The sequence below is a fragment of the Microbulbifer maximicatervae (SeqCode) genome, from assembly GCF_056231245.1.
This window is the reverse complement of the sequence record NZ_CP174334.1, coordinates 2,377,096-2,400,979: the sequence shown is the minus strand read 5'-3', so window position 1 is coordinate 2,400,979 and position 23,884 is coordinate 2,377,096. Positions and strand designations below refer to the sequence as shown.

General features: G+C 49.2%; 21 protein-coding genes and 1 pseudogene. 6 read left to right on the top strand and 16 right to left on the bottom strand.

Annotated elements, in window-relative coordinates; translation table 11 throughout:
- Window positions 1-17: 17 nt before the first annotated feature.
- From hypE to ACJJIS_RS10375, 12 genes are all read right to left on the bottom strand, one after another.
- Complete coding sequence (gene hypE / locus ACJJIS_RS10430) at window positions 18-1,055, bottom strand: hydrogenase expression/formation protein HypE (protein WP_475710222.1); 1,038 nt, start codon at window positions 1,053-1,055, stop codon at window positions 18-20.
- Window positions 1,021-2,148 carry a hydrogenase formation protein HypD gene (gene hypD / locus ACJJIS_RS10425; RefSeq protein ID WP_475710221.1) on the bottom strand — a complete coding sequence of 376 codons (1,128 nt, stop codon included), beginning with the start codon at window positions 2,146-2,148 and terminating at the stop codon, window positions 1,021-1,023. The genes hypE and hypD overlap by 35 nt, the downstream gene beginning before the upstream one ends.
- Window positions 2,149-2,159: 11 nt before the next feature.
- Complete coding sequence (locus ACJJIS_RS10420) at window positions 2,160-2,384, bottom strand: HypC/HybG/HupF family hydrogenase formation chaperone (RefSeq protein WP_444897323.1); 225 nt, start codon at window positions 2,382-2,384, stop codon at window positions 2,160-2,162.
- A complete protein-coding gene (gene hypF / locus ACJJIS_RS10415; protein ID WP_475710220.1) occupies window positions 2,384-4,699 on the bottom strand; it encodes a carbamoyltransferase HypF in 2,316 nt (771 codons plus the stop codon). Before hypF ends, ACJJIS_RS10420 begins: the two co-directional genes overlap by 1 nt.
- Window positions 4,689-4,961: a hydrogenase/urease maturation nickel metallochaperone HypA gene (locus ACJJIS_RS10410; protein WP_282932830.1), complete on the bottom strand. Its 273-nt coding sequence runs from the start codon at window positions 4,959-4,961 to the stop codon at window positions 4,689-4,691. Before ACJJIS_RS10410 ends, hypF begins: the two co-directional genes overlap by 11 nt.
- The gene (locus tag ACJJIS_RS10405; RefSeq protein WP_475710219.1) at window positions 4,924-5,445 is read right to left on the bottom strand and encodes a hydrogenase maturation protease; all 522 of its coding nucleotides are present in this window, start codon (window positions 5,443-5,445) and stop codon (window positions 4,924-4,926) included. The genes ACJJIS_RS10410 and ACJJIS_RS10405 overlap by 38 nt, the downstream gene beginning before the upstream one ends.
- Complete coding sequence (locus tag ACJJIS_RS10400; RefSeq protein ID WP_475710218.1) at window positions 5,381-6,745, bottom strand: Ni/Fe hydrogenase subunit alpha; 1,365 nt, start codon at window positions 6,743-6,745, stop codon at window positions 5,381-5,383. Before ACJJIS_RS10400 ends, ACJJIS_RS10405 begins: the two co-directional genes overlap by 65 nt.
- A gap of 44 nt (window positions 6,746-6,789) precedes the next feature.
- Complete coding sequence (locus tag ACJJIS_RS10395) at window positions 6,790-7,608, bottom strand: NADH-quinone oxidoreductase subunit B family protein (protein WP_475710217.1); 819 nt, start codon at window positions 7,606-7,608, stop codon at window positions 6,790-6,792.
- Window positions 7,584-8,393 (bottom strand): FAD/NAD(P)-binding protein, encoded by an 810-nt coding sequence (locus tag ACJJIS_RS10390; RefSeq protein WP_475710216.1) that lies wholly within the window; start codon window positions 8,391-8,393, stop codon window positions 7,584-7,586. The genes ACJJIS_RS10395 and ACJJIS_RS10390 overlap by 25 nt, the downstream gene beginning before the upstream one ends.
- Window positions 8,383-8,871 (bottom strand): cyclic nucleotide-binding domain-containing protein, encoded by a 489-nt coding sequence (locus tag ACJJIS_RS10385; protein WP_282932825.1) that lies wholly within the window; start codon window positions 8,869-8,871, stop codon window positions 8,383-8,385. Before ACJJIS_RS10385 ends, ACJJIS_RS10390 begins: the two co-directional genes overlap by 11 nt.
- On the bottom strand, window positions 8,868-9,989 hold the full coding sequence (locus ACJJIS_RS10380; RefSeq protein WP_475710215.1) for a 4Fe-4S dicluster domain-containing protein: 1,122 nt from the start codon (window positions 9,987-9,989) through the stop codon (window positions 8,868-8,870). Before ACJJIS_RS10380 ends, ACJJIS_RS10385 begins: the two co-directional genes overlap by 4 nt.
- A gap of 160 nt (window positions 9,990-10,149) precedes the next feature.
- Window positions 10,150-10,581, bottom strand: a complete 432-nt coding sequence (locus tag ACJJIS_RS10375; RefSeq protein ID WP_444913780.1) for a hypothetical protein — start codon at window positions 10,579-10,581, stop codon at window positions 10,150-10,152.
- 441 nt (window positions 10,582-11,022) lie between these two features.
- Between ACJJIS_RS10375 and ACJJIS_RS10370 the strand changes: the two genes are divergently transcribed.
- Entirely contained in the window at window positions 11,023-11,454 is a 432-nt protein-coding gene (locus ACJJIS_RS10370; protein ID WP_475710214.1) for a hypothetical protein, read from the top strand.
- A gap of 36 nt (window positions 11,455-11,490) precedes the next feature.
- On the opposite strand, the gene ACJJIS_RS10365 is transcribed toward ACJJIS_RS10370, so the two are convergent.
- On the bottom strand, window positions 11,491-12,636 hold the full coding sequence (locus ACJJIS_RS10365) for a hypothetical protein (RefSeq protein WP_475710213.1): 1,146 nt from the start codon (window positions 12,634-12,636) through the stop codon (window positions 11,491-11,493).
- A 269-nt stretch (window positions 12,637-12,905) separates the two neighbouring features.
- Here ACJJIS_RS10365 and ACJJIS_RS10360 point away from each other — a divergent pair, with 269 nt between their 5' ends.
- Window positions 12,906-14,567, top strand: coding sequence for a VRR-NUC domain-containing protein (locus tag ACJJIS_RS10360; RefSeq protein ID WP_475710212.1), 1,662 nt, complete (start codon window positions 12,906-12,908; stop codon window positions 14,565-14,567).
- Between the two features lie 2 nt (window positions 14,568-14,569).
- Window positions 14,570-17,002: an ATP-dependent DNA helicase gene (locus ACJJIS_RS10355; protein WP_475710211.1), complete on the top strand. Its 2,433-nt coding sequence runs from the start codon at window positions 14,570-14,572 to the stop codon at window positions 17,000-17,002.
- A 9-nt stretch (window positions 17,003-17,011) separates the two neighbouring features.
- Here the strand turns inward: ACJJIS_RS10355 and ACJJIS_RS10350 are convergent, their stop codons facing one another.
- The 3 genes from ACJJIS_RS10350 to ACJJIS_RS10340 all read right to left on the bottom strand — a co-directional run bounded on the left by ACJJIS_RS10350 (window position 17,012) and on the right by ACJJIS_RS10340 (window position 19,269).
- Window positions 17,012-17,383, bottom strand: a complete 372-nt coding sequence (locus tag ACJJIS_RS10350; protein ID WP_475710210.1) for a VanZ family protein — start codon at window positions 17,381-17,383, stop codon at window positions 17,012-17,014.
- A 20-nt stretch (window positions 17,384-17,403) separates the two neighbouring features.
- Complete coding sequence (locus ACJJIS_RS10345) at window positions 17,404-18,012, bottom strand: HD domain-containing protein (RefSeq protein ID WP_475710209.1); 609 nt, start codon at window positions 18,010-18,012, stop codon at window positions 17,404-17,406.
- Window positions 18,013-18,576: 564 nt separating this feature from the next.
- Complete coding sequence (locus ACJJIS_RS10340) at window positions 18,577-19,269, bottom strand: FMN-dependent NADH-azoreductase (RefSeq protein WP_445361867.1); 693 nt, start codon at window positions 19,267-19,269, stop codon at window positions 18,577-18,579.
- Between the two features lie 122 nt (window positions 19,270-19,391).
- On the opposite strand from ACJJIS_RS10340, the gene ACJJIS_RS10335 reads away from it, so the two are divergent.
- The 3 genes and pseudogenes from ACJJIS_RS10335 to ACJJIS_RS10325 all read left to right on the top strand — a co-directional run bounded on the left by ACJJIS_RS10335 (window position 19,392) and on the right by ACJJIS_RS10325 (window position 23,384).
- Window positions 19,392-20,282, top strand: a complete 891-nt coding sequence (locus tag ACJJIS_RS10335) for a LysR substrate-binding domain-containing protein (RefSeq protein WP_475710208.1) — start codon at window positions 19,392-19,394, stop codon at window positions 20,280-20,282.
- A 188-nt stretch (window positions 20,283-20,470) separates the two neighbouring features.
- A pseudogene (locus ACJJIS_RS10330) lies at window positions 20,471-22,744 on the top strand (ribonucleoside triphosphate reductase).
- The gene (locus ACJJIS_RS10325; protein WP_475710207.1) at window positions 22,737-23,384 is read left to right on the top strand and encodes an anaerobic ribonucleoside-triphosphate reductase activating protein; all 648 of its coding nucleotides are present in this window, start codon (window positions 22,737-22,739) and stop codon (window positions 23,382-23,384) included. The pseudogene ACJJIS_RS10330 and the gene ACJJIS_RS10325 overlap by 8 nt, the downstream one beginning before the upstream one ends.
- Window positions 23,385-23,884 lie beyond the last annotated feature (500 nt).

Below are 23,884 nucleotides of genomic sequence, written 5' to 3'. Positions count from 1 at the left end.
TTCTGCCAATAAAATCCTTAGCAAATTCTCGGTAGTTGTTCCCCTGGTAACCGTTGTAATAACCGATCGCATCCCAAGCTGTTCTTCAGAATGACTTGGGCGCAATTTCTTTGTTCAATTGTACCGATAAAACCACAGGCGCTTTCCGCTGCTGCTTCTTGAAGGATGGAAATTGCCTGCTTGGAGGCGCCTTCAGGGACAATAGCGACAAAACGTCCCTCGTTTGCGACATATAGTGGGTCGAGGCCCAAAATTTCACAAGCGCCCTGTACGGCATCGGATACTTGAATTTTGCTTTCTTCCAAAATGAAGGTTTTTCCGCAGCTCTCTGCTAGCTCCACCAGTGCAGTGGCAAGCCCACCACGTGTGAGATCTCGCAGACAATGAACTTCAATTCCGGCATTGATCATTTGTGCAACTACACCATTCAGTGGTGCACAGTCGCTGAGGAGATCACTTTCAAACTCGAGTCCTTCGCGGCAGGCAATTACCGCCATTCCGTGGCGGCCAATATCGCCGGATAGAATAATAGAATCACCCTGGCAAATGCGGTTGGGATCAATGGGTTGTTCTCTTATCAGGGTACCGATGCCACTGGTATTGATATAGAGCCCATCCCCCTTCCCTTTCTCTACCACTTTGGTATCGCCGGTGACTAAGGTAATTCCTGAGTTCCGGGCAGCCTCAGCCATCGAGATCAGAACCCGTTGGAGAGTTTTCAGGGGTAACCCCTCTTCGAGAATCAAGCCGCAGCTTAGAAACTTGGGTTCCGCGCCTGCCATGGCCAAATCGTTGACGGTGCCATAAACGGCGAGCTCACCGATGTTTCCTCCGGGAAAGAAAAGCGGTGAGATTACAAAGGAGTCGGTGGTAAATACGAGCTGATCCGGTTTCCATGGAAGTGTTGCACTGTCATGGGCCTGGGATAGCCAGGGATTAGAGAAGACAGGTTGAATATATTGATCGATCAAGCGTTGGGTCATCTCCCCACCGCTGCCATGGCCAAGGCGTACGACCTCGTCAGCGGTTGGTGGAATTGGACACTGCAGATTCATTCGATTCCACCTGGTTCTGGTAGCGATAGTAGGCCGCGCAAGCGCCTTCAGTGGAAACCATTGGCGCCCCCAGCGGTTGCTGGGGTTGGCAGGTCTTAGCGAAGTGAGGGCAGTCCCCGGGCTTCTTTAGCCCCAGCATAATATCCCCACTGATACAGCCCCTGTTCTCAGAAATGCTCAATGCTGGCAGATTGAATGTTTGTTCTGCATTGAATCCTGAGTAATCATCGCTCAATACCAGACCGCTAGCAGGAATCTCACCTATGCCGCGCCACTGTTGTGTTGCTACTTTAAAAACCTGTTTAATCAAGTCTTGGGCAACGGTATTACCTGTTTTAGTAACCGCGCGCTGATATTGGTTTTCTACTTCACTGCGACCACTCTCTAATTGACGGACACACCGGAGTACGCCTTCAAGAATATCCAGGGGTTCAAAGCCTGTGATCACTATTGGAATCTGGTGCTTTTTCACCAAGCTGCGGTATTGCCGATATCCGGTTATTGCACAAACGTGGCCGGCAGCTAGGAAACCTTGAATCCGGCAGTCTTCACGGGTGCATATCGATTGAATCGCCGGTGTAACCAAAAACTGGGATATCAATGCGTAAAAGTTGTCGATTTGCTTTTGCTTGGCGAGGGACAGCGCCAGGGCATTGGCGGTAGCAGTCGTTTCAAAACCCACCGCAAAGAATACGACCTGCTTGGTGGGGTTCTGCTCTGCCACATTGAGCGCTTGCAGCGGCGAGTAGACAATACGGACATCGCCTCCGGCAGCTTTGACCTCTAGTAAATCTCGATCTGAACCGGGGACTCGCAACATATCGCCAAAGGAGCAGAAGATAACATTGGGCATTGCAGCAATCGCAATAGCTCTATCGATGATTTCCTGAGGTGTGACACAAACCGGGCAACCGGGTCCGTGTACTAATTGAATCTCCTCGGGCAGTAATTGCTGCAAGTTGTATTTTGCGATGGCATGGGTTTGCCCTCCACAGATCTCCATTAGAGTCCATGGGCGAGTAGTGACTTTCTGAATCTCTGCCGCAATTAGCTTGATGTTCTCGCCGTTGCGGTATTCCTTGAGGTATTTCATTACAGGCTGACTCAACCCAATGTTTTGAGGTACTCGAAAACCTTATTTGCTTCTTTTGCTCTCAACTTGCTGATCGCGACTCCAGCATGAACGATCACGTAGTCTCCTACTTCAGCCTCAGGTACCAATGATAAATTTACAGCTTTACTGATACCGCCGAAGGAAACTTTTCCAGTGCGCTCCATGGCTGATTCTTGCTCTATTAATTCGATTCTTCCGGGAATTCCCAGGCACACTAGGAACTCTCCTCTCCCAATGATTGCCCAGCAGCATCCATACACTGTGCGTAGTGGATTTGGCCCAGCGATATTCCGCCATCATTTGGGGGGACCTCACTGTGGCTGTGAACTGAAAAGCCCTGGCTTTCCAGGAGCGCAGTGACGGTTTCGGTAAGCCGCTTATTCTGGAAAACACCGCCGGACAGAAAGATATTCTTTTCACCTTGTTGCGTTGCTACTGCCAGCGCCATCTGCGCGAGGGTGTTGTGAAATGCAGCGGCCCTTTGTGGCAGTGATCGGTTTTCATCGTAGATCAAAGCACTAATACAGGGTGTCCAATCCAGCTCAAGCAGGTCCCCTTTTTGAATAAAGCTAAAGGGGTAGCTGTCTTTAGAGCTGACGCCACGGGCGCACTGTTCAAGAGCCATGGCTGCCTGCCCTTCAAAACTGGTATGCGTGGTCAGTCCGAGGAGTGCGGATACCGCATCGAATAGGCGGCCGACAGAGCTACACGGTGGACTGTTAATCTCACCTTTTAGCATGGTGACCAGGTTTTGACGCTCACCAAGGGTGAAGCAGCGCTTTAACTGTCGATTCTCCAGGGCGACAAACCCGGAGATTTCATACAAAAGTCCAGCCGCAGAGCGTCTGGGCTCCCGTACGGCCTTTTCACCGCCTGGCAACGGGAATGTGCGAAAGCTGGCGATGTGTTTGACTGGAGACTGTCCATTCCAGTGAAAGAATTCCCCACCGCGAACAATGCCACTGCGGTCGTAACCAGTTCCATCCCAGCAGATTCCCAGTGCAGGTCCCGAGTGAGCGTGTTCTGCCATGCAGGAGAATAGATGGGCAATATGGTGCTGAACGCCAATACGCACAGCTCTTTGCTTCATGGCCCAGCGGTGAGAGGTATAGCCTGGATGGAGGTCGTGGATTAATTTTTTCGGGCGGCACTGCTGTAGTTTCGTGAGATCGCCAATAGTTTGGTTAAAGTGCTTCAGGGTATTGGCACTACCTAAGTCGCCAATATGTTGGCTCGGATAAGCCCACCCGGCGTGAGACAGTGCAACTGTGTTTTTCAGGTCCGCGCCCAGGGCCAGGAAGCTCTCGCGTTCACCTTCGCCCTTTGTGCCTGGAACAGGCAAGGTGATGGGAAGTGGCGCGTAGCCCCGGGCTCGACGCAACATCAGCGGACGGTTATTGACCACCCTGAGTACAGAGTCATCCAGCGGGCGCAAAATTCGGCGATTGTGTATCAGAAAGTAGTCAGCGATTTTACCCAGGCGCTCGAACGCCTCATCATTTTCTGTACAGATAGGCTCTTCCGCAAGGTTGCCACTAGTAGCGACAAGGGGGGCTCGATACTTACGCGCAAGCAAGTAATGCAAGGGTGATGCAGGCAACATCACCCCCAAGTCGGCAAGATTTGGAGCGACCAACGGATGTATCCTGGAGTGATTGTCATCCTTTGCTTCCAATAGAACAATCGGTCTTTCTCGGGTTGATAGTAGCTGTGCCTCTTGCTCCGAGACGCAGCAATCCTGGCAGACACTTTTCAGCTCGTCATATAGAAGCGCGAACGGCTTATGCGGACGTTGTTTGCGTTGGCGCAAGTTGGCGAGCGCCTTACCATTGGAGGCGTCGGCTAACAGTTGAAAGCCGCCTACCCCTTTAAGGGCAATAATTTTCCCCTGGGCAAGGGCATCAAGGGCTTTGGATAGTGCCCGACTCATCTTCGCAATTGTAACGCCGGCAGTATTACAGAAAAGTAACTGAGGGCCGCACTGGGGGCAGGCATTGGGCTCCGCATGAAAGCGCCGATTGAGGGGGTCCCGGTACTCCCCAGAGCACTTTCCGCACAGGGGGAAGTGGTGCATGGAGGTGTTGACACGATCGTAGGGCAGTTTGTAAATGATGCTGTAGCGGGGGCCACAAAGAGTGCAGCTAATAAACGGATAGTCGTAGCGGCGATTATTGGGGTCTGACAATTCCTTGAGGCAATCATCACAGGGAGCCAGGTCTGGTAAGACGATGGTTGAGCTGCTGGCATCACGGACACTGGGTAAGATTCGAAAACCGTATTCTGCTTGAAGAGCCACCGGATAGGATTCAATGTGAGTGATGCGACTGTAGGGAGGCTTCTCTGAAGATAACTTATCGATAAACTTCTCGATTTCCCGGCTTTTGCCTTGGACTTCAATTCTCAAGCCGCCGCTATAGTTGGCCACCCAACCTTTTAATTGAAAGCTATCGGCCAAGCGATAGACAAAGGGCCGGAATCCTACTCCCTGCACCAATCCGGCGATTTCAATCCGGCGGCGTTCAGTGGCCATCGGTCTCCTCAAACTTTAAGCTCTCCAGGATTACATCCTGGGCTTCCTTGTGATTAATATCCTTAAGCTCATCAATTTCCAGCTTAATCCCCTCGAGAGAAGTCCCGAGTATCTCCCTGTCAAAATGCTCCCTCAGATGCGCTGCAGACATATGCGCCAGGGCACCTAAGCGCAAGCGAACGCCGATCGGCCTGCCAGGTTCATCTGAGGCCAGTTCTTGGATTTTATCGATCAGGTTTTTGATGAGATTCTGTTCGTGCATAGTGGTCTCCGCTGTATAGCGTTAGGTGCGCGATAATCATTTGCTCTGCTCGATGGGCTGCACTGGCCACTTTGGGCGATAACCCCTGTCCTTTTGCCAGACTTTCTGAGTTGATCGCAAAAACATCCAGATGTGCCGGCAGCGAATCAATATGTTTTCCCATGATCAGCGCTTCGGTCAGTCCAAATCCATGGCTTGATGTATTGCACATCGATGGAGCAAATGCGTTGCCTAGACCATCAATGGCGACGACTTCCCCAATAGGGTGCTGATCGCTTACCATGGCGTCTACAAGGCAAACCCATCGACCTTTCCATTGCGAGAGCAAATGTAAAATATCGCCACCGCTTTCGAGGAATTCCACCGCCCCTCCAAGTTTTTGGCGAAGTCGAGCGATGATATGTGGCCCTACTCCATCATCACCGCGCAGGGGGTTGCCCAGGCTTACCAGTAACCATGGATTGCTTACTTTGCGCTTGCCCATAATTCAAATGTAGCTGTAGGAAGTGAGTGGAGCAGGAAATGCAGGGGTCGTAATTCCTTATCGCCCGTTCACATAGCCCCTGTAATTTATCCTCAGGAAAGTGCATAAAGCTCGGCAACATCAAGCGGAGGTCATCTTCGATGGTCTTCTGGTTTTGTGAGGTGGGAGCGACAATTTTTGCCGTCGTAATCTTGCCTTTCTCATCAATATCGTAGCGATGATACAGAAGCCCACGGGGTGCTTCGGTGGCTGCACAGCCGCTTGCGGTTCTCGGCTCTGTCTTTAAGTGAGGCTCGGCTGGGGGTTGGTATCTATCAATAATATGCAGAGCTTCCTCAAAGGCATGTAGTACCTCCAGGCTCCTAACGAGGATGCTTTGGAAGGGATTTAAACAGGGGGCGGTAAAGTTGATCTCCTCAGCCAATTGCAATGCTCGAGGCGACAGCTTGTCGCGATTAAGGTTGTATCGTGCGATGGGGCCCACCAGATAGGCACCCCGCTCCCGTAAAGTACAGTGCAGCGCGGTGCTGTGAGCGACGTGCTCTTCTGCAAAGTGGTTCTCATAGTCTTGGGCGCTAATATTGAGTCCCGCACTGGAGGTGATTCTGCCCTCGTTCATTGGGTATTCTGACGGGTGCGTTAGAGCGACAAATTCGTAGTGATTATCCCTTCGCCATTCGTAGCTGGGGAAAGGCAAAGCTGCGGACCAGCGCACCAGTTGCTCGGTGAGACCCCGGGCCATTTCCAGCTGCGCTACCAAGGCTGTGAGTTCTCGGGCTTCCGGAACCTTGTAGAAACCCCCTACCCTCACATTAATCGGGTGTACTTCCCTCCCACCAATAAGGCGAACCAGGGCATTGCCCGCCTTTTTAATCTCCAGCGCGTTCTTAACAATCTCTGGATGATCCTTAGCCATTGCGACTGCATTGGGGTAGCCGAGGAAATCCGGCGCATGGAGCATGCTGATATGCAGCATATGGCTCTCGATCCATTCACCGCAGTAAAGCAATCGACGAAGCATACGCAAAACGCCGCCGGGCTTTAGGTTCAGGGCATTCTCCATGGCATGCACAGCACTCATCTGGTAGGCCACCGGGCAGATCCCACATATGCGTGCGGTGATATCTGGGGCTTCCAAGTAATCGCGCCCTCTGAGAAGGGCTTCGAAGAACCTTGGGGGCTCAAAAATCTTGAGCTGTACATTTTGTACGCCGCTATCGTCGTAGTCGATATGGAGGGCTCCCTCCCCTTCGACCCGAGCGAGATAATCTACCTTAATCGTTTTGCTGCGATCCGCCATAAAGCTCACCTGGGGGCAGATTTATCACCAATGTTTGGGGGGGATTAACGCTCCCCATCTTCTTGCCTATCCTCACTTTGTACTTTAAAAGAAGGTGCTAGTGGATTGAAATTCCTAAGGTTTTCAACAATTAAAGTATTTTCCACATTTAGTTTTTCATCCCACCAATGGCAAAGTGATTCGGTGTTGGGATTTTCCTTGGGACCGTAGCAAGCGTAGCAACCGCGGTTGTAACTGGGGCAAATAGCGCCACATCCCGCGTGTGTAACAGGCCCCATACAGGGGGTGCCGTGGGCAACCCAGATGCAAACATTGCCGCGCAATTTACAGTCAATACACACCGAGTGATTGGCAACCTGGGGGGCTCGCCGGTGCAGGAATGCACTGATTACTTCAAGCAATTGATGCTTGTTGATAGGACACCCCTGCAACTCAAAGTCCACTGCTACCCTCCCTGATATTGGTGTGGATTCCTTGAGAGTGGCGATATATTCCGGGTGGGCATAGACCACATCGGTGAACTCCTGCACATCGGCAAAGTTTCGAAGTGCCTGAATCCCTCCAGCTGTTGCACAGGCGCCAATACTGATTAGAAAGCGGGACTGACGTCTGACCTCTAGGATTCTCTCTTCATCTGATGGCGTGGTAATGGAGCCTTCGACGAGAGAGATATCAAAAGGACCCTCTTTCACCTCACTGGAGGCCTCCAGAAAATAGGCGATATCTACCTGGGCTGCCAAAGAGAGAAGCTCATCCTCGCAATCCAATAGGCTCAATTGGCAACCATCACAGGAGGTGAACTTCCAGATGGCAAGCTTGGGGGTAGGATTACTACTCGCTATAGGCTGTTGATTTGAAACCATGAGCGAATATCCCGGTAGCAAAAGACAGGGCCATCTTTACAAACAAAGTTAGGTCCCCACTGGCAGTGACCGCAGATTCCAATGGCACACTTCATGTTGCGCTCCATGGATAGATAGATATTGGATTCAGTCACACCTTTATGGAGAAGAACCTGTATGCAAAAGCGCATCATGATCTCGGGTCCACACACAAACACTAAAGCATCATTGCACTCTAAATGAGTGACACGCAGAGGGTCGGTAATCACACCAATATGCCCGTTCCAGTCTGTGCTGGCGTGGTCCACAGATGTCACCAGTTCAAATGAGCTGCGCCAGTGACCAAGCTCTGGCTGGTAGAGCATTTCTTCGGGGCGACGAGCCCCATAGAAAACTTGTAGTCTCCTGGCCGGCAAGTGCCCCTTAAGAAAGCTGTAGATTAGGGGTCGTAAAGGCGCTAGCCCGAGTCCGCCGGCGATAATCACTAAGGGACGATTTGCCGCCAGGTGAGTTGGCCACCCCTGCCCGAATGGTCCCCGGATGCCCAGTTGCGTTCCAACTTCCAATTTGCAAAGCGCTTGGGTAGCAAGCCCCTGGCCTTTAATCGTATGGGTAAGTGGCTCAGCGGGTGATGCACTGGAACCACTCAAGGAGATAGCAGCTTCCCCGGCACCAAAGGCGTAAAGCATATTGAATTGCCCGGGCTGAATGGGTGATGGGCCCCCAGCCTCTCGTGTCAGGGATAGAGTGATAGTGCCAGGAAACTCTTCACGCCGATGGGTAACACGCCATAATTCAGGGATCACAGCGAGGAATTCCCTGTGAAGGATGTGGCCCGTAAAGGTCCAACAACTGTATTCGTGCTGCCTGCAGTCGTTCTGTAGCAACTTTGGTAAACCGTTTCATCAGCTCGAAACCGAGTCTCGGTTCTTTTTCACACTTATCTCGGAGGCACTGCCCGCCAAGTTTAAGGCTGCGAACTGAGGTCAGGGCCCGGGCATCGAAAGCACTCAAGTAGGGAGGATACAGCCAGGACCAGCCGAATATATCTCCACCATGCAGTGTCATAAGGCAAAGGGGTCCATAGTTGGGGACAAAGGTTTCTACGGCGACACGTCCAGATCGAATTAAGAAGAAATGGTTAGCTGGAGTGTTTTCCCTGGCAAGGTATTCTCCTTCTTTATAGTGACTATTGCTTGTACATCCGGAGAGGAATGCCAGGTCCTTGTCTGCCAACCCGGTAAAGAAAGGGTGCTCCTTGAGTAAGGTGGTGACAACTTTCATTTTTGTTCCTGGGCGCGAATATTCTGTATCTCTTCCGTGATATCGATGCCTACTGGACACCAGGTAATACAACGTCCACAGCCGACACAGCCAGAGCTGTCAAATTGGTCATACCAAGTGGCCAGTTTGTGAGTCATCCACTGCCGATAGCGGCTGCGGGTATCCGCCCTAACTGGGCCGCCAGACAAATAGCTCAACTCAGCCGTAAAGCAGGAATCCCAACGCTCCCAGCGCTGCGCTTCATTTCCTGTTAAATCTGTTGTGTCCTCAACGGTTGAGCAGAAGCACGTGGGGCAAGCCATAGTGCAATTGGCGCAGGAGAGGCAGCGTTCCGCGACTTTATCCCAGTTGGGGTTGTCATAATTGCGATAAAGCAGCGTCTTTAGGTCAGAGCTGTCGAAGCTGCGGCGACCGTTACTCACTTGATTTTCGGCTTGCTGAACGGCAGCTTGCCCCTCTTGTTTCTCCGCTTCTGAGGCGCCAACAGTGGGTAGTTGCTTTAATACACTGTTGCCTTGAGGGCTGCCGCTGCGTATGAGGAAGAAGTGGGCATCGGAGGTCAGAACTTCGGTGATTACCAGATCACTGGGCAGTCGCACCTGCGGGCCTGTGTTCATTGCGGTACAGAAACAGGTATTTGCTGCTGTTGTGCACTCCACAGCAATAGTGAACAGCTGCGCTCGACGTGCCTTATAGCTGCTGTTGGCATAGTCCCCCTGGGCGAGGACACGGTCCTGGATAGCAATGGCGTGTAGCTCGCAACTGCGAACGCCGAGAAACGCTAACTTGACCGGAGGCTCTTCAATTTCCAGAATCTGAACATCCTCTCCAGAGCGGCTAGCGCTCCAGAGCTGGCGTTGGGGCAGCTGAAGAAACTGCTTCCAGGAGTGGGGTCCAACGGCGTAGCCAAAATAAGCGTTGTCATTGCGGCGCTCTACCCGGTATTGCCCCGCCTCTTGCTGATCCGTCCATCCTTGGGGCAGATCTGTGGAAGTTTCAATCTCACCATAGGTAATAGCCCCGTTATGTAGTATCGGGCCAAAGAGCTGGTAACCTTCCCTGCGAATTGCCTGAATCAAACAATCCAGGTCATTCGCTGCCAGTTTAAGTATTTCCACGAATAGCCGAGAGCCGGCTCCGAAAGAGCAGTAGTTGGTGACCTACTGATTTTTAGGTCTGTACTGGCTAATTGCACTAAGACAAAAGTGCCAAAATGCTAAGAATAAAGTTTAGAGAAAAGCTATAGCTCTGAATCCTTATTGAGGTGGGGTGCATCCTTTAGGCAAAGTATTTCATAACCTTCTGATACTTATATACGACATACCATCTAAGCAAGATGATTGGCGCAGTGCTTGCCATCACAAGGGCTACACCTGCCCCGAGCTTGTTTAAGTTGATGGCGAGTAAAGAAAATTCAAAAATATCGATAAGCACTATAACTGGAATAAAAAAGATCCAAAGTTGTTCGAATCCTATTCTCTTGGCAAACGCTAATCCAAACAGTACGACGTAGAAAAGGGAGGAAACAACCAAGCTGATTACCAACCACCAAAAGGGGATGCCTGTGGAGCCATCGGTCAAGACCGTATATTGGGAATACAGCTCCAGTGGTAGAAGGATAAAAAAGACAATTTTCCAGCCTACACTAGGGCTATAGACGGCGGGGCGATTATCGAGTTCGCTCTCAGGTGCTTGATAAGGATTTTGCACGCTCTGCCCTTTTATTGGCCTTTGAAATTAAAAACTGTCGGCGACTTCAATCCTATGGGTAAGTGCATTTATAAGCAATTTTTGCCGGCTATTAATTACTGCAGACCAAATGTAGAAGTAGTTTGCCGATTATCGTTTAGTCTTTTGCATTCAGAGCTTAAAGATTGACATCATGGCTTTACCTTGCTAACACTACGAAAAAGCAGGCTATGTTGTCACATTTATGCGATGAGCTGCCTCACACTATCGATAAACTATATGTACCAACTATTGACTTTGAAACTGCAGACAATATCCTCGCTGTTCAAATTTTGATAGTCAAAGAGCCTAACTGGTAAGTAATGATCACCTCTATTTAGCTCAGGGAATGGCGAGAAGTAACTTTCGGATTGGTAATTGGTGCCTATCTGGAATAGTGGTAAATAATAAGGACGTTTCGAGATGCAGGATATGTATCAGACACCAGATAACCCTCTTACAGACTCTATTCCACACTACAAACCCAGTGTAGGTTGGAAAGTACTCCTTTTTATTCTCGCTCCGCTGGAAGTCTACTCCCAATATCTTGGCTTCACCGCCGATGAGTGGGACCTCCCTATCTGGTGGATGATTTTTAGTCTGCTAGTTTATATTGCATTTTTTGTTGCTTTGTTTGGATTGGCCTTCTCGAAAAGGATTGCCTTCTCAAATGCTTGGCGTATCTATTTGCCTATTTTAATCTGCACTGACGTATTTGAATTTTTCTCCGTCATCCATGAGTTCAATATGTCGGTACTGGAAATCCAAATCATTACTATGATTTGGATTTCAGTGATATTTTTTACTTGGTACGTTGTATACCGATATCAAAAGGTGATGAGATATTTTAAATAATATCTACGCTAGCCTTAACCTCTTTCAGTTAGTGTTTTATTGGAAGGTATTGCCTACATTGCCTGTGCCAGTTTGCGTGGTTAATGCGATTTCACCACTGCCAACCTGAGAGATTGTTTGAGTATTGGAAGTACCGTTTTGTGTCGCAAGAATGCTGCTGCTAATACCGCTATGTTGATTAATCTGGGAAGAATTAGAATCGCCAAACTGATTTAGTATCAATGAACTGGTGAGCAAAGACCCGTCCTGCCCCTGATCTATTTGTGCTGTATTGTTTGAACCATCCTGGATTACTAGAGTGGTGCAGGAAATAAGTTCAATAGCGGCAATATTTTCGTTCCCTTGATCAAGATTTACCGTATTAGAAGAGCCGGTTTGCATTACCTCACCGCTGCTTGAGGTAATATTCTCCTGATCCACATTTGCAATATTATTGTCACCAATCTGGGTGACTATCCCAGTAGCAGCTGAAACATCAGTTTCTTGTTCTATTCTTCCAGTATTCGAATCACCTATCTGCGTTATTATTGCAGTGCTCGTCGTCGTGACTTCATCCTGCTCGATATCTAAAAAGTTGGAAGAGCCAGTCTGACTGGCCATAGCAAAGGTAAAGGTTACATCTCTATCCTGATCTATATTGGCGAAGTTGGAGTCACCAACTTGGGTGAACATGGCGCTAGTACTATCCACCCTTATACGCTGATCTAAAACCAATGTGTTAGACATTCCTTGTTGAGATGCAACAAGTGTGGTGGAAGTAACATCTTCCTGTTGCCGGACTTGGATGTCGTTTAAGTCTCCAGCCTGAGTGCCCGTGAAGGCGCTGAATTGAGCATCGTCCTGCAGTAAGGTCGCTGTATTATCACTGCCATTCTGGGACAGGGAGGACGTAGTAAGCTGCGTTGCATTCTGTTGCACTGCTGAGGCCTGATTCAAATTTCCCGTCTGCACCAGTTCAATAGTGCTTTCAGAAGTGCCCGTAGTTTGGGTTGCATCCGAGTCATTGAAATCGCCGATTTGGGTCTGAACAATCAAGTTGTTATGCACAGTACCATCGGACTGATCAGAAGTTGCACTATTGCCAGTACCTTCCTGGAATACCAGGGTGACATTATTATCAGCTAGAGCAGATATGCTGGCGGCAAATAGCGCGACTGCAGTCACAGAACTTGTCACTTTCATAGAGGTAATCCCTTATTGGTTAAATTTTATGGGGCGACTGCTTATAAGCCTCGACTGCAAGCCTGGATGAGCATCAAGGGAACTGCCATAGGAAAAAATGGCTGAATAACTAAGAAGAAAGCTTGGGATTGTTGTTTGTTCACCGGGCCAACTTGCTGTATAACCATACAGCTCAAGAGTAACCTCTGCCTCATTGTTTGCATATCACGTCATAAGGATTTGGTGTGCGGTATCAACGATAGATAGATCGAAAAACTAGCGCTTGTGCCATGACCCAACCGATAGAATTGCCAACTGGCTACTACCTGGACAACTTTAAAGCGTTGATTGAATTTGTTAGCCAACATTATTCCTGGCTTATCACCACATCTGAGCAAAAATTTTTTAAAACCTTCCAAGAGTTGGATATTTATAGCCAGCGGCTCTATGTGCGTTTGCTGTCCCGTAAAGGAGTGCCTTCCTCTAGAGGATCGCTTTTCCGCCTGGAGAAGCTTAACTACGGTGAGATAGAGTGCATTGAAAGTGCTGCAGCTGTTTTGGATCGTGCTGGACTACTTTGTTTTAATCCGGTGTTAACGGCACAAGAATATCTACCATTATTTACCAAAGCTGAATTGCTTGCGGCAGGACACTTGGGTATACACAAGTCTCTCAGCCGGCCTTCCCTCGAGCAACTATTGCTTGAAGACTCCAGTTCGAGTGACTGGTTTGTGAAGTTGCTTTCTCAGCACAGGGTACTAGCCGTCCAGGGTGCTGAGCATTTCCAGACTTTTAAACTGTGTTACTTTGGCAACTTGAACCAGGACCTTACTGATTATGTATTACGGGATCTTGGGCTTTATCGCTATGAATCCTATCCACTGGATAAGAAAAATCTCCCCTTTCAAAGTCGGGCACAAATTGATCAGTATCTGCTTTACTACCAATGCCTGGAGCTGTTAGAAGAGCCATTACTGGAAGATGCAGAAGCCATAATAGCCTTATCTGCTCAACTGCCAGAAGGTATTGATGGTGACTCAACCCTGGCTCGTCGGCTGGACAGAATACGTCTTAAGTTGGCACGGCAGCTTGAGCGGCTCAATGCTCTTGAGCAGGCAGATGCACTATATCAACTTTGTAAAACCCCTCCCGCCCGTGAGCGCCGCGCACGCATTGCCGTAAAGCAAGGGTACGACACTCTGGCATTGGAAATATGCGAGGAAATAATAGCTTCCCCTATGGACCAGGCAGAAAGAGAGTTTGCTCTTGTCTTTGGTTACCGCACAGCCAAACGAAGTGGAGGCCTCAACAATTGGCAGGCACCTCATAAAATCCAAGCCCCCACTGAAGTGATAAGTTTGGCGCAGGGGGAAATCTGTGTTGAGCTGCTGGTGGCAGAGCACCTTGAAGGTTCTAGCGGTGGTGAGTGCTTTTATGTAGAGAACACCCTATTCACCGGTGTGTTGGGCCTCTATATTTGGGGCATACTATTTGCACCTGTGCCTGGTGCTTTTTTCAATCCCTTCCAGGTAGCCCCAGCTGATTTTCGCACCGCGGATTTTTACTATTCCCGTCAAGCGCTATTCACCCAGCGATTGGCCGAAATAGAGCATGAGTCCTTGAAGTCCCGCGTCCTCGCTACCTTTGCAGAGAAACAAGGTATGGCCAACCCTTTAGTTGCTTGGGAGGCTTTGTCTACAGAACTACTTGAGAAGGCGCTGGATAGAATCCCCCCAAGTCATTGGCGTTCAATTTTTACTCGCATGCTCAGTGATATCACACAGAATAGAAATGGGCTGCCAGACCTTATTTGCTTTACTCCCTCCGGTCACTATGAACTCGTGGAGGTTAAAGGTCCTGGGGATCGCTTACAAAAAAACCAAGAACGCTGGCTGGCGTTTTTTGCTGAAGAGGCGATCCCTCATCGCGTAATTCATGTGGAATGGCACTAGCTTTGGATAGCTTAGAGTCGGCTGAGACTTTGAATCTTTCTGTGGGAGAGCTAGTCGCTTTTTCCTGCCGCAGCGGAGATTTGATTCGGGAGCCAACTTCAGGGCCCTCTGCCCAGGAAGGGATTCGGGCTCATCAGAAGCTACAAAATCAGCGGCCCAAAGGCGCTGAGGCAGAATACAAGCTCAAGACCCAAATAGACTGGATGGAACAACAGGTTACTTTGAGCGGCCGGGTTGACATTTTTCATCCGAAAAGTGATTTGCATAAACCGGCTCAGCTGGATGAAATTAAGACCACTTATTTACCCCCATCGAAGTTGCCCGAAGCCACTAAGGAATTGCATTGGGCCCAGCTAAAAATTTACGGCTATTGCCACTTGGTAAATGAAGGTGCTACAGATGGTACAGATACAGTTGCCCTGAAAGTTGTCTGGTATAACCTCAAGGAGCGCAAGGCCTATCCAGAATGCATAGAGTACCGCTTTAGTGAGCTTAAGGCCTTTACTCTTGAGGCTCTCACAAAATATTTGTGTTGGCGCAGGGCTTGGCAGGAACATCGGCAACGGCTTATTGATACGGCGAAACAGCTCGCTTTCCCTTTCCCGCAATACCGCCCCGGCCAGCGCCAACTGGCAGTGGAAGCCTACCGGTGCTTCCGGGACGGTGGTGAGCTGGTGGCTGAAGCACCCACGGGAACCGGCAAGACAATCAGTACCCTCTTCCCAGCCATAAAGGCAATTGGCGAGGAAAAGCTGGATCAGCTGGTTTACCTGACAGCAAAGAATTCCGGTCGGCAAATGGTGCGGGAAACCATTGAGGCACTTCAGGCGAGTGGTTTGCAGTTATCTTTACTTGAAATTCAAGCAAGGGAAAAAGCCTGTGCCTGTAACCTGGGGCTTTGTACCCGTGATGATGACGGCATCTGTCCGAGAACAAAAGGATTTTATGATCGACTTCCAGTTGCAATGGATGCCCTGCTCGGCCGGCCCCAGTTAACTCCCAAAGAGATTGCTGACGTGGCGGATCAGCAGCAAATCTGTCCCTTTGAACTCTCCCTTCAAATATTGCCTTGGGTAGACTTGGTGGTATGTGATTTCAATTATGTATTTGACCCTTTGGTACGCCTGACCAGTTTTCAGGACCAGCGCAATCGCCGCGCACTGTTAATCGATGAAGCTCACAATTTAATCGACCGCGCCCAGGAAATGTACAGTGCAAAGTTGTCCCGCCGTGATAGTCGACGTGCAGCTAATGCTTGCAAAGGGCACTCTCCGACATTGCAGAGAAGTATCCAGTCTCTGGTTCGGGCAATTGATAATTGGATCAAGCGATTGCGAGAAGTTGGTGTAGCTCAAAGCCACAGTGCTTTTGAAGGGGGTGAAGTTTGGGTCACTGCAGCAACAGGTGAAGAAGAGCATCCAGAATCGGTTTCCCGAGCGGTGCAAAAAGTGCTCTCCACGGTCAGCCAACTTATAGAAAGCTCTCAGTCGCCCCCGGAAGAAACAGCAGAGTGGTTAAGGTCTGTCTATCGTTACGCCGTTATTGAGCAGGAGCTTTCCGATCAGCATAAAGTCGTCACTCGGGTGATTGACCGGGATGCTCCCTGGCAGGAGCAGGAAATTAAGCTACTTTGTTTAAATGCTGCACAGTTTTTACAGCGATCCTATCAGCAAAACCAAGCCGCTTTACTCTTCTCTGCGACTTTGCGCCCAGCCAGCTATATATTTAGTCAACTGGGTGTAGAGCATGAGTCGCCCTACTTAAGACTGCCCTCGCCTTTTCAGCCGCAGCAACAGGGTGTCTTCCTGTGTCCATATATAGATACGCGCTACCAAGCCCGCGACCGCTCAATAGAGAACCTCGTCGACATTATTTCCCGTACCTTTTACAGCCGCGCAGGAAATTACCTGGTATTTTTTCCCTCTTATCGTTACCTGGAGCAAGTTGCTGAGAGTTTTAAGGCGAGATTCCCGGAAGTGTTCTTGTTACAACAGCTGCCGGGACAGGGAGAGACAGAGCGCGCTGAGTTTTTGTCTGGATTCAACGAAGGTAACAAGAGCCTTGGGTTTGCCATTATGGGGGGCATCTTTGGTGAAGGCATTGACTATGTTGGGGAGAAGCTGGTTGGCACTATTATCGTCGGTACTGGGCTCCCGCAAGTTAATGTTGAGCGGGAGCTACAGCGCGATGCTGCGGAAACCACTGGCATCCATGGATTTGACATCGCCTACCGCTATCCAGGGATGACTCGCGTACTGCAAACTGCCGGTCGGGTTATACGTTCCGAATCTGATAAAGGTGTGATCATTCTGGCAGATAGCCGCTTTTCAGAACCTTTTTATTGGCAGCTTTTCCCCGAGCACTGGCAACCGGCGGTTTGTCGTAACACTGATCAATTAACGGGCAACTTGGAGAAGTTCTGGAGCTTGAGCTAACCCAGGTTTTTAGGATTTGTACTCCCTCAGCCCAAATTTTCCCAGCATCCAAGCGATAAGCGCTCCGCTCAATATCCCCGCCGTATTGGCCACGAAATCTAACCACTCACCCGTTCGATTCACATAAGGTTGAAGTAACTCGATGCCACCGCTCCACAGTACAAAAAATAGTCCTATTAGCCACCAGTAACTAGGCCTGCGCAGGGCGACGGGGAACATCAGTGCACTATAGGCAATTAAGTGATTGGTTTTGTCGGTGCCGGGTATATTGGGTACTTCGGGAAGCGGAAACAGGGATAGGCTTGTAATAGTGCACAAAAATACCACTGTTAGCAGAATCCAATAGTTGTAGACGAGCCTTAAGGGAAGTTGAATTATCATTTAAACCACGCAAGAATACGTCAAAAGGCCTGTAAACTTCTTTTAATATTACTACGAGCTTGAGCATCAAAGTGACTGTGAAAGTAATCGGTGTGATAAAGCCTTTTCTGAGACAAAAATTCCCTTAATATTTCCCTGCGTTTCTTTTTGTAAATCATAATCGGTACCAGCCGATACTCTTTACGGACTTGTTTTTCATAAGCTTCGAAAACGCTTGTGCTGGCACCCAGGATCGTTAGGTCAATGTCGATAATTAGCTTTTCATCAATACTAACTGGCGTGTAATTGTGGCAGGTTGCCATAATCAATTGGTACACCCTATCCGCCCCTGTGGGACAATACCCGGAATCGATCAGGAACTTTTTTGCCCATAGAGCACTGTTTTCTTCATTCTTAGAGGAAAAAGGCTTGTAAATCGCATCGTGAAACCAGATAGCCAGCTCGACCTCATGGGGGTGCTCGGCAAGCTCTGCAACTTTATCAAAGTGCTTCAGCATCGCATCAATGTGATGCCCTGTATGATAATGCCTATGATTCTCTGCATACGAAGAAACTAACTTTTCGAAGCACTGAAGGGATTCAGGAAGATTGAGTGCCCCCATTAGGTTGAGCCATCTATTTTGGTTCATTGGCTAATCCTCGGAGCGTCATCTTTCCGAAAACCCGTAGCTTGTAAAGTGTTTTTCCCTGCCAATACCAAATAAAGCCATGCCTTTCTCCATCGATTCCCCAATAATACGATATGAATATGCCAGCCTTTTTCCCGTCGAGCACTATAACCACTGTAAAGGAGAGTATAGGCTTCTGGGTCACCGACTATTGATTCGGCAATGCTTCTTGCATGCTCAATGCCAAGTGAAACCATCTCACTAACCTCCTCCTTACTTGGTTCTCCCTGGGATTTTGGAAAAACCAAGAGGTGGTAATTCGGTATTAAGTCTCTGCGAACCCTGATCAACCGGCAATTGTTCCCAGAGGCTAAAGTAATATTCCCGTTGTTGTCCGATGAATTGCCAAATACCCGCTGCTTCATAAATCCTCAGATACTTATTTACTTTTTTGTACCCGAGTACAAATTGAGAGCTGGCAAAGACGCTATTTGCGCCTATTCCCCATAGTAAGTATCGGGAGGCCACTCTGACAAGCCGCTGGCCACTTTATTGGGGAGACAAGCTGGCTTTGGCAGGCAAACTTTAAAGGCAGTTAGCCAACGTTGCGGTTAACTCCTGAGTTTTGAGGAAAGCTCGTTTAATCGAATCCCGGTGCCTTTTATCAGCAAATTCCTGGTACTCTGCATTGATTTCATGGAACTCCTCAACCCCCAAATAGCGGCTTAAGGTTCGGATATGTGGCCCCAGGTGATTCATTTGCTCACGGATTCCTCCTTGTCCAAAGCCAAACTCCCCGGCAGAGGTGATTAGCACCAGCTTTTTGCCAGACATAATAGGCTCTAAGGGGAAGTCACCACGGTCTAAATCAAAGGTGAACGTCTTGTTGATACGAACAACTTGATCGAACCAGGCCTTAAGTGCGGCAGGCATGCCGTAGTTATACATCGAAGTTGACATAACAATGATATCCGCCTGGGATAGCTCATCAATCAAGATGTCAGAAAGCGCTACCAGGGACTGCTGCTCTTCTGTGCGATCCGCCTCAGGCGTAAAAACCGAGGCAATCCAATCTTGATTGATAAAGCCTGGCGGGTTTAAACCGACATCTCTATGGATAACTTTATCTTGGGGTCTCTTTTCTAGCCAACCGCTTACAAAACTTGCGGCAACTGCTTTGGAGATTGAGGTATGCCTGGGGATATTCGCACTGTCTTGTGGTGCTGCTAAGCCGCTCCACTTCTGGGCACTAGCGTCAATATGTAATAGTGTTTTCATAGTCTGGAACCTTTACTAAACCGCCTGAAGGTTCATCTATGGTGATGCTGGGGAGTACCCTTGACAAACGAGTTATTTCTTCCTATAGATGAGGAAAACTCATCTATAAGAGATTCTGATCGGTGTACCCAAACCTGCCCTCACTCAACGCCCTCAAAGTATTCGATGCCGCCGCCAGACTGGGCAGTTTCAAGAGAGCTGCGGAAGAACTCTTTATAACGCCGACAGCCGTATCACATCAGATAAAGGGTTTGGAGGAGTCCCTGGGTACAACATTATTCGAGCGCAAAACCCGTGCCGTGCAGTTGACCAGTGAAGGGCGGATGCTCGCTCAAACAACGTCTCAAATTTTTCAGCAGCTCACTGAAACGGTGAGTGAAATAACGTGTTCAAAGAAAACACTGACCGTTAGTACGACTTCAAGCTTTGCTGCTATGTGGCTTGTGCCCCATCTGGAGAATTTTTATCAGAAATTTCCAGATATCATTGTTTCAGTAGTGACCGGGGAAGAAGTGAGTGATATCGAGCGAGATAGACGTATCGACATCGCTATTCGGTACGGGAAATATGATGAAAGTACAAAAAATGCTCTCCACTTGGCCACCGAAACAATCGGTGTCTACGCTGCACCAAGCTACCTGACTCAGATTAGGGATATTTCTGAAGCTCAACTTCTGGAAACAAAATGGGTCAACTCATCACTTCCACCGCTGAACTGGCAAACTCTCCTCAAAAGAAAACTTGATGGCATTCGCGTGCGGCAGTTTGACCAGGAGCATCATGTAATCCAGGCCGCCTTGGCTGGCCAGGGTATTGCGCTAGTAAGTTCGCTTCTTGTTCAAAATCCTTTGCGCAATCAATGGCTGGTTCCTTTTAGAGGAGGCTCCAAGCTTTCAGGGATTGAGGGACTTACCTATTCCGCATTAATACCTAGCCGCCATTCAAGAAATGGAAATGTGTTGGCTTTCGTAACCTGGCTGAAGGAAGCACTACGCGATTCTCCCTATAGTTAGGTACATCCGACTGGCACTGAACTCGCCTTCGGACTTGCCGAGAGTAGGTATGTATCTAATCTAAGTCCACACCAAGAGCACAACATATTGTGCTCATCTATTAATCAATGCGCCATATATAGTGATCTGGATCAATTGGCGTTCCTGTCTCTTCGATATGCTCTCCCCACAAATTGTGAGGAAGTCCGATGACCAGTACCGCTATACCCGACAGCGAAGCCGCACCAGCTTCAGAACAGATTTCGCAGGTAAGTTCAGATCAACTGTTGGTGCGTAAGCGAGATGGCAGGACACTGGCTTTTGATGCTCGCAGAATCACTTTGGCTCTTCTCAGTGCTGGCCAGGCAACGGAATCTTTTGATCAACAGGAAGCGGAACAACTTACCGAATCTGTCCTTAAAGTGATCAAGCACCGCTTTGATAGTGGTGAGCCCATTGATATTGAAGAGATTCAGAATATTGCTGAACAGGTATTGATCAATAACGATTACATTGATACTGCCCGCGCCTATATCGCTTATCGGGGGCGGCATGCGCAAATGCGCACTGATCGGCAAACACTGGTGGATGTCGGTGCTTCTATTGAAGAGTATTTAGAGCAAGCGGATTGGCGAGTTGCAGCCAATGCGAACCAGGGATATTCCCTAGGGGGGTTGATCCTGAACAGTGCAGGTAAAATGATTGCCAACTATTGGTTAAATCATGTTTATTCCCCTGAGATCGGCGCAGCACATCGGGATGGGGATTTACACATCCACGACCTGGATATGTTGGCTGGATATTGTGCAGGTTGGTCACTGCGCACCCTATTACATGAAGGGCTGAATGGTGTTCCGGGAAAAGTCGAATCGGCACCGCCGGCCCACTTGACCAGCGCGGTCGGACAGATTGTTAACTTTCTTGGAACACTTCAAAACGAGTGGGCGGGCGCGCAAGCATTTAGCTCTTTCGATACCTATCTTGCACCTTTTGTGCGCAAGGACCAGCTGGACTACGCGACCGTACGCCAGTGCATTCAGGAGCTGATCTTTAACCTGAATGTGCCATCCCGCTGGGGTACCCAGACCCCCTTTACTAATCTCACTTTCGATTGGGTTTGCCCCCAGGATTTGCGCGAGCAGGTGCCTGTGATTGCCGGTCAGGAAATGCCTTTCACCTATGGCGACCTGCAAGAAGAAATGGATCTAATCAACCGCGCCTATATCGAAGTCATGAGCGAGGGGGATGCACGCGGTAGGGTATTCACCTTCCCTATTCCCACATACAACATCAGTGAGGATTTCCCTTGGGAGAGCGAAAATGCTGAGCGGCTGTTTGCCATGACCGCTCGCTACGGTCTGCCCTATTTCCAAAACTTTATAAATTCAGACCTGAGCCCAAACATGGTTCGCTCCATGTGCTGCCGCTTACAGCTTGATCTACGCGAATTGTTAAAGCGTGGTAACGGCATCTTTGGCTCCGCCGAACAGACAGGTTCACTCGGCGTAGTAACTATCAACTGTGCCCGCCTTGGATATCTCTACAAAGGAAACTGGCAGCTTCTGCTCTCCCAACTGGACAAACTGCTGATACTTGCCCGCGATTCCCTTGAAGTGAAACGGAAAGTCATCCAGCGGCATATGGATGCAGGTCTGTTTCCCTACACTCGCCGCTACCTGGGGACTCTGCGCAACCACTTCTCCACGATCGGGGTGAACGGCATCAATGAGATGCTGAGAAACTTTAGTGGGGATAACGAAAGTGTGGTTACGGAAGATGGGAAAGAACTGGCCGAGCAATTACTCGATCATATCCGTATGCGCATGACTGAATTCCAGGAACAAACCGGGCATCTCTACAACCTGGAGGCAACTCCGGCAGAGGGCACTACTTATCGGTTTGCCCGCGAAGATCGCAAACGTTACCCGGATATTATCCAGGCAGGTAGTAGTGAAGCGCCCTACTACACCAATTCATCCCAACTGCCGGTGGGCTTTACCGATGATCCCTTTGAGGCCCTGGCCCGGCAGGAATCCCTCCAATCCCGTTACACCGGTGGCACTGTACTTCATCTTTATTTGGGCGAGCAGTTGCCTGATGCCGATAGTTGCCGCCGCTTATTGCGGCGCGCTCTGGAAAACTACCGCCTGCCCTATATCACCGTGACGCCGAGCTTTTCAATTTGCCCGGTCCATGGATATCTTAGCGGCGAACACGAATTCTGCCCTCGCTGCGACGAAGCTCTCCTGGCCCGAGAGCAATCCTGTTGTAGCGACTAAACCATACTTTCAAGGAGAAAGACCATGAGCCAACAAGATACTTTATTGAGAGAAGAAGATCGCACCCGCTGCGAGGTATGGAGCCGGGTAATGGGGTACCACCGCCCAGTTTCATTTTGGAATCCGGGAAAACAATCCGAGCACCGGGAGCGCCAATTCTTTGTGGCGGACAACAGCAGGAATGCACTAAAAACTTATGAGTAATAAGTTACGTGCCGGTGGATTCACGTCGTTTACGGCAATCGACTTCCCCGGCGAGTTGGCAGCGGTGGTTTTTTGCCAGGGATGCCCCTGGCGCTGCCGCTACTGCCATAACGGCGATCTACTGCCTGCGCGAGCACCCAGTGCCTATGACTGGGATCAAATCCTCACATTTTTAGACAGTCGCCGGGGCTTGCTGGATGCCGTTGTGTTTTCCGGTGGCGAGCCCACCGCCCAGAGTGCCCTGGAACCGGCGATTGCCCAAGTCAGGGATCTGGGATTCAAGGTCGGGCTTCATACTGCGGGAATCTACCCCCGCAGGCTGGAACGCCTGATTCAGAGTCTTGATTGGGTGGGGTTGGATATTAAAGCAATGCCGGAAAACTACCCTTCCATTACGGGTGTCGATGGCAGTGGCGTGGCCCCCTGGCAGTGTGCGGAGCTTCTCGCTCAATCCAGTGTACCTTTGCAAGTGCGCCTTACCAGGCATCCGAGTCTTACAACTGATGCTGAACTGAACCAAATACGGGAGAAACTTAGCGGTATTGGTATTGAAAAGTTGGAGGTCCAGCGCTGCAATAGTGAGCAAGCTATAGATCAGACGTTGAGGTTCTTAACTTGTAAGTCCCACCCTACTCGCTAAGGAAATTTCGCCATTCACGGACTAAGTAAGGCCAGCCATCAATTAACGCCTTAGGGAAGATAGCTTTTACACTTTGTGTCAGCCCAGGTTAGCAGGCCTTAGGGTAGGCTTTTAAGGCCAAGACCCTATTTGTATATAAGGTACCATTCAGCCATTCAGCCATTCAGCCATTCAGCCAAATAACTAGCAGAAATATTTTTTTAAAATTGAATTAATATCACATTAAAGACTATTGTAATAATGGCAATCGGTACAAAGGGACACTACTTTCCTAAAAAGCAGAAATATCACTTGCAAAGTATAGTTGCCCCCCCATTTGGATAGGAAGAGAAATAATCCAAATTACGGAAAAATAACTTTTGGTGTAAGAGTCGATGAATTAATCATAGAGAGTTCCGGCTTAAGCAAAAAAGATTTTAGCTTAGAACGCCATACATAATTCAAACGTATGATGGAAAACTGGTTTTACAGTAAGCACATAGTAAAAAGGCACTCCGAGA

Coding starts and splice junctions, on each gene's coding strand:
- ACJJIS_RS10340 (WP_445361867.1), bottom strand. CDS start 19,269: ATGAAAACACTATTACATATTGACGCTAGTGCCCAGAAGTGGAGCGGC.
- ACJJIS_RS10370 (WP_475710214.1), top strand. CDS start 11,023: ATGCAGGATATGTATCAGACACCAGATAACCCTCTTACAGACTCTATT.
- ACJJIS_RS10405 (WP_475710219.1), bottom strand. CDS start 5,445: ATGGGCAAGCGCAAAGTAAGCAATCCATGGTTACTGGTAAGCCTGGGC.
- ACJJIS_RS10385 (WP_282932825.1), bottom strand. CDS start 8,871: ATGAAAGTTGTCACCACCTTACTCAAGGAGCACCCTTTCTTTACCGGG.
- ACJJIS_RS10360 (WP_475710212.1), top strand. CDS start 12,906: ATGACCCAACCGATAGAATTGCCAACTGGCTACTACCTGGACAACTTT.
- ACJJIS_RS10410 (WP_282932830.1), bottom strand. CDS start 4,961: ATGCACGAACAGAATCTCATCAAAAACCTGATCGATAAAATCCAAGAA.
- hypF (WP_475710220.1), bottom strand. CDS start 4,699: ATGGCCACTGAACGCCGCCGGATTGAAATCGCCGGATTGGTGCAGGGA.
- ACJJIS_RS10345 (WP_475710209.1), bottom strand. CDS start 18,012: ATGAACCAAAATAGATGGCTCAACCTAATGGGGGCACTCAATCTTCCT.
- hypD (WP_475710221.1), bottom strand. CDS start 2,148: ATGAAATACCTCAAGGAATACCGCAACGGCGAGAACATCAAGCTAATT.
- ACJJIS_RS10350 (WP_475710210.1), bottom strand. CDS start 17,383: ATGATAATTCAACTTCCCTTAAGGCTCGTCTACAACTATTGGATTCTG.
- ACJJIS_RS10325 (WP_475710207.1), top strand. CDS start 22,737: ATGAGTAATAAGTTACGTGCCGGTGGATTCACGTCGTTTACGGCAATC.
- ACJJIS_RS10365 (WP_475710213.1), bottom strand. CDS start 12,636: ATGAAAGTGACAAGTTCTGTGACTGCAGTCGCGCTATTTGCCGCCAGC.
- hypE (WP_475710222.1), bottom strand. CDS start 1,055: ATGAATCTGCAGTGTCCAATTCCACCAACCGCTGACGAGGTCGTACGC.
- ACJJIS_RS10400 (WP_475710218.1), bottom strand. CDS start 6,745: ATGGCGGATCGCAGCAAAACGATTAAGGTAGATTATCTCGCTCGGGTC.
- ACJJIS_RS10395 (WP_475710217.1), bottom strand. CDS start 7,608: ATGGTTTCAAATCAACAGCCTATAGCGAGTAGTAATCCTACCCCCAAG.